The sequence below is a fragment of the Halalkalibacter sp. HAAS-P013 genome (assembly GCF_056619925.1).
On record NZ_JBWQTU010000017.1, the window covers coordinates 70,627 to 82,012 of the forward strand.

General features: G+C 35.8%; 10 protein-coding genes, 1 rRNA gene and 2 pseudogenes. 10 read left to right on the forward strand and 3 right to left on the reverse strand.

From position 1 onward, the window contains the following. Positions 1 to 11 precede the first annotated feature (11 nt). The 5 genes and pseudogenes from AC1FXP_RS19885 to AC1FXP_RS19905 form a co-directional block, all read left to right on the forward strand. Positions 12 to 857 (forward strand): carbohydrate ABC transporter permease, encoded by an 846-nt coding sequence (locus AC1FXP_RS19885; RefSeq protein ID WP_480063724.1) that lies wholly within the window; start codon positions 12 to 14, stop codon positions 855 to 857. Between the two features lie 16 nt (positions 858 to 873). Then, positions 874 to 1,821 (forward strand): carbohydrate kinase family protein, encoded by a 948-nt coding sequence (locus tag AC1FXP_RS19890; protein WP_480063726.1) that lies wholly within the window; start codon positions 874 to 876, stop codon positions 1,819 to 1,821. 18 nt (positions 1,822 to 1,839) lie between these two features. Next, positions 1,840 to 3,264, forward strand: a complete 1,425-nt coding sequence (locus tag AC1FXP_RS19895; RefSeq protein ID WP_480063727.1) for a glycoside hydrolase family 32 protein — start codon at positions 1,840 to 1,842, stop codon at positions 3,262 to 3,264. A 15-nt stretch (positions 3,265 to 3,279) separates the two neighbouring features. Continuing rightward, the gene (locus tag AC1FXP_RS19900; RefSeq protein ID WP_480063729.1) at positions 3,280 to 3,909 is read left to right on the forward strand and encodes a YesL family protein; all 630 of its coding nucleotides are present in this window, start codon (positions 3,280 to 3,282) and stop codon (positions 3,907 to 3,909) included. Between the two features lie 258 nt (positions 3,910 to 4,167). Beyond that, positions 4,168 to 4,530 (forward strand): annotated as a pseudogene (locus tag AC1FXP_RS19905) (UPF0236 family transposase-like protein); the annotation flags it as partial. 2 nt (positions 4,531 to 4,532) lie between these two features. Here the strand turns inward: AC1FXP_RS19905 and AC1FXP_RS19910 are convergent. Both AC1FXP_RS19910 and AC1FXP_RS19915 read right to left on the reverse strand, forming a co-directional pair. Further along, complete coding sequence (locus tag AC1FXP_RS19910; RefSeq protein WP_480063731.1) at positions 4,533 to 4,781, reverse strand: hypothetical protein; 249 nt, start codon at positions 4,779 to 4,781, stop codon at positions 4,533 to 4,535. A gap of 300 nt (positions 4,782 to 5,081) precedes the next feature. After that, positions 5,082 to 6,020, reverse strand: coding sequence for a YndJ family transporter (locus tag AC1FXP_RS19915; protein ID WP_480063732.1), 939 nt, complete (start codon positions 6,018 to 6,020; stop codon positions 5,082 to 5,084). A gap of 589 nt (positions 6,021 to 6,609) precedes the next feature. On the opposite strand from AC1FXP_RS19915, the gene AC1FXP_RS19920 reads away from it, so the two are divergent. Beyond that, positions 6,610 to 6,993 carry an IolE/MocC family protein gene (locus AC1FXP_RS19920; protein ID WP_480063734.1) on the forward strand — a complete coding sequence of 128 codons (384 nt, stop codon included), beginning with the start codon at positions 6,610 to 6,612 and terminating at the stop codon, positions 6,991 to 6,993. Positions 6,994 to 7,209: 216 nt separating this feature from the next. Here AC1FXP_RS19920 and AC1FXP_RS19925 read toward each other — a convergent pair. Beyond that, positions 7,210 to 7,374 (reverse strand): annotated as a pseudogene (locus AC1FXP_RS19925) (IS1595 family transposase); the annotation flags it as partial. A 182-nt stretch (positions 7,375 to 7,556) separates the two neighbouring features. On the opposite strand from AC1FXP_RS19925, the gene AC1FXP_RS19930 reads away from it, so the two are divergent. From AC1FXP_RS19930 to AC1FXP_RS19945, 4 genes are all read left to right on the forward strand, one after another. Continuing rightward, positions 7,557 to 9,110 (forward strand): malate:quinone oxidoreductase, encoded by a 1,554-nt coding sequence (locus AC1FXP_RS19930; protein WP_480063749.1) that lies wholly within the window; start codon positions 7,557 to 7,559, stop codon positions 9,108 to 9,110. Positions 9,111 to 9,517: 407 nt separating this feature from the next. Continuing rightward, a complete protein-coding gene (locus AC1FXP_RS19935; RefSeq protein ID WP_480063736.1) occupies positions 9,518 to 9,718 on the forward strand; it encodes a cold-shock protein in 201 nt (66 codons plus the stop codon). 480 nt (positions 9,719 to 10,198) lie between these two features. Continuing rightward, entirely contained in the window at positions 10,199 to 10,567 is a 369-nt protein-coding gene (locus AC1FXP_RS19940) for a nucleotide excision repair endonuclease (protein WP_480063738.1), read from the forward strand. A 701-nt stretch (positions 10,568 to 11,268) separates the two neighbouring features. Beyond that, positions 11,269 to 11,386: ribosomal RNA gene (locus AC1FXP_RS19945) — 16S ribosomal RNA — on the forward strand; the annotation flags it as partial.

Sequence of the window (11,386 nt, forward strand, 5' to 3'; positions counted from 1 at the left end):
GTTGATTTACGATGACACAGCGTACGAAAAATAAATTAAGGAAACTCGGTATCACTCTTACCATACTCGTGCTTGGATTCTTGTTTATTGCCCCGCTTTTATGGATGATTGTAGCGTCAATAAAACCTGAAACGATGATTTTTAAAGATATGGGATTTGAGGCATTTATTCCTAAAGAAGTAACGTTTGCTCACTACTCAAAAATACTTTTCTCTGAGAATATTAATTTCTTTCATTATATGAAAAATAGTATTTTCACAGTAGGAATGATTGTCATACTAGGAACAATGGTGAACTCTATTTGCGCATATGCCCTGGCAAAATTGAAATTTCCTGGTAGCGACTTTATTTTAATTGTGATCATTGCTTTATATGTTGTTCCGTTTGAAAGTGTATTGATTCCGCTTTATATTGTCGTTAATAATTTTGGGTGGATCAATCAATACCCAGCACTCATTGTCCCGTTTATTGCCTCCGCTTTTAATATATTTTTATTTAGACAATTCTTCATGGGATTTCCAAAAGAATTGGAGGAAGCTGCACAAATCGACGGAGCAACCCCTTTTCAAACCTTTATGAGGATTGTGGTTCCAAATTCAAAACCAGTGTTTGCGACAGCAGCCATCTTAACATTTGTAACGCACTGGAGTGATTTTATGTGGCCACTTATTGTTGCGACGGATCAATCAATTCAAACCGTTCAAATTGGAATCCAGTACCTCTTTACAGATAACAATATTCAATATGGTGAAATCATGGCTGCGTTAACGTTAACGACTATTCCTGTCATTTTAATCTTCATATTCTTCCAACGTTATTATGTACAAGGAATTACCTCAAGTGGGGTAAAAGGATAAAAAAGGAGATAGCAATATGTATGATATTGTTTCACTAGGTGAACTATTAATTGATTTAATCCCTCACGATGACTTTACAACAGATCACTATTCTTATGAAGCAAAAGTAGGAGGAGCACCAGTTAATGTATTGTCTGGATTAGCAAAGTGGGGACATTCTACATCCTATATGTCAAAGGTAGGAAATGATGCATTTGGAAGCTATTTAAAGAAAAAAGTGAAGAGCGCATATATTCAAGCAGATCATATTCTCATTGAAAAGACAGCTCCAACTACAGTGGCTGTGGTCACTTTGGATGATAATGGGGAAAGAACCTTTGATTTTATCCGTAACCCTGGGGCAGATCAGTTGTTGACTAAAAGTGAGATCGACTTCAGTTTGATTAAAGAGACTAAAATTTTTCACTTTGGGACTCTTTCATTGACTAATGACCCTTCAAGAGAAGCGACCTTGGAAGCAATTAAATATGCGAAGGAGCAAAATAAAACGATCAGTTTCGATCCGAATTATCGTCCATTATTATGGGTAGATCAGGACAATGCGAAAAGGATGATGGTGGAAGGATTAAAGTTGGCTGATATTGTGAAACTTTCAGATGAGGAAGTAGAATTCCTCACAAATGAAAAAGATACATTAATGGCTTCTGAACAGCTTGCAATAGACTACGAGATTCCTTTGTTGTTTATGACGAAAGGAAAAGCTGGTGCCATTGTCAGCTGTAATGGACACATGCTTGAAGAAACGGGAAATGCAGTACAACCGGTTGATACCACGGGAGCTGGCGATGCATTTATGGCCTCTGTTCTTCATCAATTTTTAGTGAAAAATAGACCAATTAAAGATTTAACAAACAAGGATTTAACGGATATGTTGCAGTTTGCCAATAGGGTTGCAGCCATTTCAACTACTAAAAAAGGTGGATTTGGAATAGTGCCCACATTACGAGAATTAGAAATAAAATAATTGATTTGAGGTGTATGTATGTACGATGAACAGTTCCGTCAACAATTTCATTTTAGTCCAAAAGAGAAATGGATGAATGACCCGAACGGGTTGGTGTATTACAAAGGGGAATATCACTTATTCTATCAATATCATCCCGACAGCACTGTGTGGGGACCGATGCATTGGGGACACGCTGTAAGTAAAGATCTTTTACGCTGGGAGGAATTGCCGATTGCTCTTTATCCGGATGAATTAGGGCAAATATTTTCAGGAAGTGCTGTTATTGATAAGCAAAACACTAGTGGTTTAAGATCATCTGATCAAGAAGACGTTATGGTTGCAATCTTTACCCATCATGGTGAAGATAACCAAAAGCAGAGTATTGCCTATTCAAATGATAGAGGTAGAACTTGGACTAAATATCAGGGGAATCCTGTTATTGAGAATCCAGGGATGAAAGATTTCCGTGATCCGAAAGTATTTTGGCATGAGCAATCACAGAAGTGGATCATGTCTCTAGCATGCGGAGATCAGATCCAATTTTTTGGATCCTCTAACCTGATTGATTGGACATTTCTATCAACTTTCGGTAGTGAATATGGCGCACATGGTGGTGTTTGGGAATGTCCAGACTTGATTCAACTAGAGGTTGAAGAAGAGAAAGAGAAAAAGTGGATACTAATCGTAAGTATTAACCCAGGTGGGCCAAACGGAGGGTCAGTCGTACAATATTTCCTCGGTGATTTTGATGGAATAACATTTACGTGTGATGATGAAAAAGAAACCGTAAAGTGGGCGGATTTCGGACGTGATTTCTATGCCGCAGTTACATGGAGCAATATTTCTGAACCTGTCTGGATTGGCTGGATGAGCAATTGGCAATATGCGAACCAAGTTCCAACAGATCCTTTTAGAAGTGTGATGTCAATTCCGAGAAAGTTAAAATTACGTAGGATCAATAATGAATTAAAACTAGTTCAGATCCCTATTGATCTTTCTTCTTTATATAAAAATACAATTCTACTAAATGAGGATTTAACTATACTACCTTCAGAGCCTAAACAAATAGAATTAAAAGACCTTCAAGTAATGGTTGATACAAAAGTTAGGGAGATTAAATCTTCTTCTTTAACATTAACGCTTAAAGGGGAAAGAGAGCAGATTCAAATTGTATTTGACCGTGCAAAACAAGAAGTAAGAGTGGATCGAACCCAAAGTGGTCATGTTTCATTTTCTGAGCACTTTCCTAGTGTTGATAAAATGCCGCTTGAAGAATTAAATGATTTTAAACTAATCGTTGATAGATCTTCGGTTGAACTGTTCGTAAATCAAGGAAGTAGTGTCATGACAGAATTATTTTATCCATCAGAACAAAACTACACTTTAGAGTGGAATGTAACAGATGGGGAAGTCCATTTATCAAATGTGTCGATACACCATATAGAATCTACTTGGAAGTAAGAAAGGACAATTAACATGAATGCTTGGGATGGAAAAACTGCATCATTTTTGAGAACTGTAACAAACATCGTTATTCTAAATTTTTTGTGGGTTATTTGTTCGATGCCGCTATTTACGATTGGACCTTCCACTGCTGCAATGTATGGGGTAATAAGAAAGTGGCATTTGTATAAGGAACATAGTGTAATAAGGTGTTATATTAATGAATATCGATTATTTCTAAAACAAGGTTTTATAGTTGGGACTTCATGGGCCATTTTTGGATTTCTCTTGGTTCTAGATGTTTACTTTTTTCTACAAATTCCAAGTGGTTTTAAATTTGTATTTCTTTTTTTAACAGCGCTAGTTTTAATACTTTATATGATGACAAGTTCTTTCTTATTACCTTTACTAGTCCATTATAATACCAAAGGACTGGCACTTATTAAACAAGCATTTACATTCTCATTTTTAGCTGGAAAGAATAGTCTCGCTATAATTCTTATGTGGTTTGGGGCAGTATTAATTCTTTACTATGTTCCAATTGCAGTACTTGTTATTATTGTACCTGTTTCGATGATTTCATTTCGATTTGCTTTACATTCTTTTGAAAAAATTGAGAAGATGCCAAGAATTCAAGAACAGTATCTGTCTATTGAAAAATAGAGAAAGTAGGATTAATATGAAGATTTGACTTTTTGATAATTTCCGAAAGTCAACGTGGATTTGGAACTTTTTTAAAAAAGGTAAGCTGTATTAGAGGGTTAGGGTAAGATGAGTCGTGTAAGAGTCCGACTGGTATGATTTGAGAGAATTTAGGGGTGAAAGATTGGTGAGGAGTCTACTCGATTAAGTAGGCTTCTTTGTTTTTGTTTAGGAAACTATAGGTATGAGTAAAATGTTTGTGAGAGAAGAAATAACCTCCTCAACCAGGTAATGGAAGTCCATTACCTGGTTGAGGAGGCCTCCGTGTTAGAATCTTATGACGAGGAGATTGTGCAACAACGTGATAAGCAACGTTTCCATTTTAAAGACAAACGACCTCTAAAGATAGACAGTTTATTTGGCGAGATTGAGTTGAAGCGCTCCTACTACCGCGATCGTGAAACAGGTAAATATGTCTATCTCCTTGACCTGTATCTGCAATTTGAAGGAATAAAAGGCTTTAGCCCACTCGTAGAAGAAGCGGCGATTGAGCTAGCTGTGACAAGTCCTTCCTACCGAAAGGCATCGAACACGCTTGAGACTCTTCTTGGTTATCGCGTCATCAGCAACGAAGCGAGCTAGTGTTAAAATAACGCTAAATGGCTGGCTAATTGGGAATCTACCACTTGCCAAGGTACGTGTTTTTTAATTTCCTTCTGGTTCGCTGAAATCTCCTTCCAGACGGTGTAACCAACAGGAGTGGAAGACTTCCATCTTTTTGTAAACTCATAATAATACCCATCACTGTCTCGGTATTCTTCTCCATTTTTGCTGATTCGAAGACTTCCTGTTTTCCAAGCACCCATTAATTCCATTTTTTTCGGATGTCCCAATCCATGAATAACAAAATCCTTTAAAAAATTCCAAAAGGGTATTTAAGGTCATCATAAACTTCTATCCATGTTGTTAAATCTTTTTTGTTCATAATATTTTTCATTCCTTTTGTTCAGCAACGATTATTCTGTAGTCATTAAGACCCTTACGCTAATTAGAAAATAAACTACCCTTTGTATTAGATTTTCTTTGTTCATCTTGCGCTTTTTCACCTATTAAATCTTCTACCAATGCGGATTCATAAATACGATTGTTTACGAGCAATTGAAGAAAGTCTTCTTTAGAGTTTATTGGTTTCTCTAATTAGCTCGTTTATTTGGATAATAAGTCATTAAGATCCATCCTAACAATCCAAATAATACAAATCCAAACGCATGTAGTGATCCGTATATAGGTACCATATCCAAAATGGATAAGGAAAAATACCTTTTCGCTATCGGATAACAAATTGAAATTACAATGATACTGTAAAAAGCAAGCGAGGAAAGGGTTAGAAATAGGTTTCCACTACTTTTTTTAGTGCTTTTTCTTAGTTTCAAAAGGAGATAGGTACTATAAACGATAATATTACAGGCAAAGATGCTTACACCAATTATCTCCAGTGGTTTAGAAAAAACAATCCCGAGGGCAATCAAAATTGGTCCGATGATATCAATTACAACTAACCAGATATACCAGCTTTTTTTGACCATGATCCGTCCTAGCATTCCAATAAAAATAGGAACAATAGCAGATGAAAAATGAAAATGAACAGAGCTTAAAGCACTTACTGTAGGATCGACTAGTAGAAAGGTTAGTTGAAATTGATAAAGGGTATACCAAATACCTCCGATAAAAAAATAAATCAACCCTGCACCGATTGCTATTTCTTCTATCTTTTCTTTTTTCTCTGAAATTAGAACCGATCCATATAAAGCGAGTAAGAAAGTAAAAAGAAGCCACGCAAGAGATAAAGATCCTGAAATAGTACTATTTCCCACTTCCCAGGTTTTGTTGCTCATAAGGGAAGCTAAAGAAAGAAGTGCTGCAGGAAAATGCAGAACAGTTATGAAGGAATAAATTTTTTTTTGAAACTTTGTTTGATCCTTGTTGTTAATTAAAATAATAATTAGTGGTAAAATCACAAAAAAAGCAAACATTAAAAATTTCTCTATCAGAGCGAATTGGAAATAATCAAATGTAAAGATTATAAAACTAATGATTCCTCCAATAATAGCCGGAAAAAATGGATGTTTCATATCAGTAGTTTCCTTTCAGTTATATTTATTGTGAAATTAGTATACTCTTAATAGCTATTGAGAGTCTAAAATATATTTACAGTTCTATTACAAGCTCTTAATAAATCAACTTACAAGTATTGGTAAACACTTTCTGCAGATGTCTATCTTGGTGTATTGGCAGAAAACCAACCTGCTGTACATGTTTATAAAGGTTTAGGGTATGAAGCGACAGCTGAGCTATCGATTGTTGATTTCACTTTAACTTTATCATAAGTATTCACTTCCAAATAATAATAATAAAACTAGATGATAACCGTAGATTACGTAATGGCTTATTCAACGTTACGAGCAGTTTAGCACAATAACAGAAAATGCATTTTAAGTTACCGTAAAATTACTATGGAGGTGATTATTTGAAATTTTTCAAATCAAAAAAATCAAAACTAATTTACCAAATTATCGTATTTTTCACCTTAATATTGATTGGCATCTTTACTTACCCATCACAACTTGCTAATTTTTTATTTTTCAGTGCAACGATAGGAGTTTTCTATATAGTAGATACACTAATGTCTAATAAGAAAAGAAACAAAAGGAGCATTCAATAATGAAACGACTTATTTTTATAAGTACAGCTTTCATTCTATTGGTGTTAATTACTGCTTGTAATCAACAACCAGACATTGATATTAGTGAAGCTCTGGGTAAATCACAGGAAATACTTAGGGAATTAGATGAAATTGAAACTACTGCGGCTTCGTTTAATGGAGAAAGTGATGTGAAGTTTAGACTTATGGTTGAAAGACATCCAACAGAAGAAGAAGCTAATATTTTGTTTTACAAAATATTAGACAGTATTACTCAATACTATAATCATTCAGAATTATGGAATTATTATGATGGTTATTTTGATATCAAAAGTTATGACAGTGGTGTGATTTACGAAGCTACCAAATTTATCGGTGAAGATTTGCATATATTGTCCAAATAAAAAACAAATTGCTAATTTTGATTCTATCAATTGTGAAGCACTACAGAAAGTAATGGGGGCATTAGTTGAGGAAATGTTGTTGTAAGGGCAGTTCCTAATTAATGTTATTGAAGTAACGAGGCGTTAATTCAACAAGCATTTTTTAATTTTCTTATTTAATTACGGAGCTTCAGTTGAATAACGAGTACAGCCGCTTCCTTTTGGGGGTGGCTGTTTTTACACCTCACGCAAATATTTGACCGTAATCAAAGGATTTCTGACATGCACTTAAAAGCATTTGGTTTACTTGCTCCTTGGTCGCCATTTTCTTGCTCTGTTGAAGGGAGTTGAACCAGTAGAGTTATCCAGATACTTGGTTGCCACACCTTGAAACCGCTGCATCTATTCCCAGGGTTTAGGACATAAATTTTCCACTTCTTACCGGATTTTAAATAGCTTATAACTATCATAATAATAGTGAATCACGATTCTGAATTATACTTGATCGAGAAATGATGTGACTCGGTGTGTCGAGGCTTACTGTGGTGTCTAAGCTAGAGGCCTACATTACATCTTTTCTGCGAATCTTAAGGTGTAGGAAGGTGAATATGAGCAACAGACAAACTAAAGCCGATGTAATCTTAATTGGTGCTGGTATCATGAGTGCAACTTTAGGTTCACTATTGAAAGAATTAGCACCGGACTGGGAAATTAAAGTGTTTGAAAGGCTTGCAAACGCTGGGGAGGAAAGCTCTAACGAATGGAACAATGCCGGAACAGGGCATGCGGCTCTGTGTGAGCTTAACTACACAAATGAAAAGGCGGATGGATCTGTAGATATTAGTAAAGCTATAAAAATTAATGAACAGTTTCAAGAATCCATGCAGTTTTGGTCTTATCTTGTAAATAATAACCGGATACGTAATCCACATAACTTTATCATGCCATTGCCTCATATGAGTTTTGTACAGGGCAATCAAAATGTATCTTTTTTAAAGAAGCGATTTGAAGCGATGTTAATCAATCCTCTGTTTCAGGGGATGGAATTTTCCGATGATCCGGAAAAACTGATGGAATGGATTCCGCTTATTATGGAAGACCGTGCAACGAATGAACCTATAGCGGCAACAAGAATTAACTCTGGAACTGATGTCAATTTTGGTGCTTTAACGCGGATGTTGTTTGCCCACCTTGAGAGTGAAAATGTCAATATAAACTACAAGCATCGTGTTGTTGATATTTATCGTACGAGTGACGGCTTATGGGAAGTGAAAGTGCGGAATGTCGACAGCGATACTGTTGAACGCCATACTGCAAAGTTCGTCTTTATCGGTTCAGGGGGAGGAAGCCTATATTTACTTCAAAAATCTGGTATTCAAGAGGGGAAATATATTGGTGGATTCCCAGTGAGTGGAATATTTATGGTGTGTAATAATCCTAAAGTTGTAGCAGCGCATCATGCAAAAGTATATGGTAAAGCAAAGGTTGGAGCCCCTCCAATGTCTGTTCCGCATCTTGATACACGATTTATCGACAATAAAAAAATGTTGCTATTTGGGCCGTTTGCTGGATTCTCACCAAAGTTCTTAAAAACAGGTTCAATGTTTGATTTGGTCACTTCCGTAAAATCAGATAATCTTGTAACGATGTTGTCAGCAGGTGCAAAAAACATACCATTGACAAAATACCTGATCAAGCAAGTTAGGTTGTCAAAAGAACAACGTATAGAAGAGTTACGAGAGTTTATCCCGAACGCCAAAAGCGACGATTGGGATTTAGTCGTAGCAGGCCAACGTGTACAAGTTATCAAAGATACAGAAGAGGGGAGAGGAATGCTTCAATTTGGTACGGAAGTGATAAGTACCTCTGATGGTTCGATAGCTGCATTGCTCGGAGCTTCGCCGGGTGCTTCAACCGCCGTTTCCGTCATGCTTGAGCTAATAAAAAAATGCTTCCCGCAACATATCAATGAATGGGAACCGAAAATAAAAGAAATGATTCCTTCATATGGCTTGTCCCTAGTAGAAAACTTAGAGCTGCTGCATGAAATTCATACTTCAACAGTACAAACTCTTGGTTTAGTTGGTAAAGATCATTCAAATCTGAAAGGAAATACGAATGCTTTTCAGAAAGCATAAGTTACCGTTTAGGTAATTTATGCTCCTTCAATTTTTCAAGTTGGCATCTTGATGTGTTTGAGTTTTAATAAGTGGAACGAGAGAATAGTTATAAAAAGAATAAATTGACTAAATCTGAGGCCAGTAGAACTCCTTAATGAGAGATCGGTTTGTATATAGGTAGACTTTTTTGATTGTACCCTTATAGACAGACTTATGGAGAAAGAGTTTTTAAGGGTGTTTATGAGTTTTAGTACCTATTCCCATTTAAACACAGTTTGCCTTTCTGTATCATATCTGTTATTCTAAGAAAGAATTATTTTTGTTCGATCTGTAGGAACGAATAAGTGTTTAAACTTTTCGCCTTTGATAACTGAACAACTATAGTAATAAATGGTGGACGTAATCCACCGCAGGAGGAAACATACATGGCAGAAGGTACAGTAAAATGGTTTAACGCAGAAAAAGGATTCGGTTTCATCGAAGTTGAAGGTGGAGATGATGTATTCGTACATTTCTCAGCTATCCAAGGCGAAGGATTTAAATCTTTAGATGAAGGTCAAAAAGTTACATTTGACACTGAGCAAGGTCAACGTGGACCTCAAGCTGTTAATGTAAACAAAGCATAATTGAGAAAGGACTCTAGATTAGAGTCCTTTTTTCTATGCAAACAAACAATACAAAAAAGGCTGACTAATGAATGCCTCCCCTATTAACAAATCCGATATATAAACCATATGGTAAAAGTCTATATTCTCGAATTGACGGATCTGGCATTTTACGTTTAGTCAGCCTCGGGGCAAACATGATACAAGTGGTAAAATGGTTAGATGAAGCATAACACAATATGCCTAGAATACCTAATATTTATCAATTTTCATTTGAATAGCGCTCTCTGATAATAGTTACAATAAACGATATCTTAAATTAAGGCGATTGTTGGGTGGCATTTCAAACCTAAAATGAAATGTAGATGTTATCGTATTACGGCTCATTTGAGGTTTTGTAAAGGTTGATATTTTACTGAATGGGTAAAGAGAAATAATGTAAATAGCAATATCGATTTATGTTAGCATTTATAGCAATATTTAAAGAGGAAGTGAACTTTTGTGATAAACATAACGATTCCAACACCGAATGTTACGATTACCAAACAGGATAATCCAGAGCTAAGTAATATATATGGATTTACTGATTTTCATCTGATCCCTAGAGATAAGGGGGGGATTTTTATGTTTTATAATGACAATAAGGAGTTATTGTTCGTCGGTAAAGCAAGGAAGTTAAGACAAAGAATCAAAAAACATTTTGAGGATACTGTATCGCCAATCAAAATGCATAGAGATGAAGTTACTAAAATTGATGTTTGTGTGATCGAAGGCCCTGTACATAGAGAAATCTATGAGACGTTTATTATTAATGAACTCAAGGCGAAGTACAATGTAGACAAAGTGTTTTTTAAAGTGAAATCTGAATAATGAAAAGCAATAAGTACAGCCTAGTTAGACTGTGCCTATTGCTTTTTTTTACTTCCAAATCCATATTTACCGAGAGTGCAAACAAAGTGTGAATTAAGAATCATTTGGTGTTACCGTCTAACAAGCGGGAGTGTACCTTGGTTCGGAATCTGCAAACGGCGCTTCGTTTGACTTATTCATTTCGCCTGTTAGAATCTGTCAGACAGACCTCGGTCTAGGGAGTCGAGGTAGGACTATTTGCTCTAGAACATTCTATAAGTAGAGAGAAGAAGGAATTAAGCGGCTGAAGGAGGCTTGTGGTTATAGTTACTGTGTATTTAAATTTGTAGTTGCTAGTACACCAAATTAATGTTAGATTATTATACTTAGCCCCAAAATTAATTTTTAATTAACTGTTGCGGAGAATTATTTTATATGATATATTATTCCTTGTCGCAGTTAACGACTGGTTGTTTCATAATAACTCACGAAAATATCTTTTGAAAAAGTTATTGCGCGGAATTGGTTGTTGTGTTATGATGGTAAATGTCGCTAACGAGTGACACGAAAAAGAGTTCTTTGAAAACTGAACAAAAGCCAAGCGAAAAAGAGAAGTAGTTTATTTCTTGAAATGAACCAAATCTCGTCAATTAAATCCTATTATAATAGGTTGAAATAAAATGAGCTATGTTGTCATGCTAACGTGTAACAACTCAAACACTTTTATGGAGAGTTTGATCCTGGCTCAGGACGAACGCTGGCGGCGTGCCTAATACATGCAAGTCGAGCGGACTGATTAAGAGCTTGCTCTTATGACGTTAGCGGCGGACGGGTGAGTAA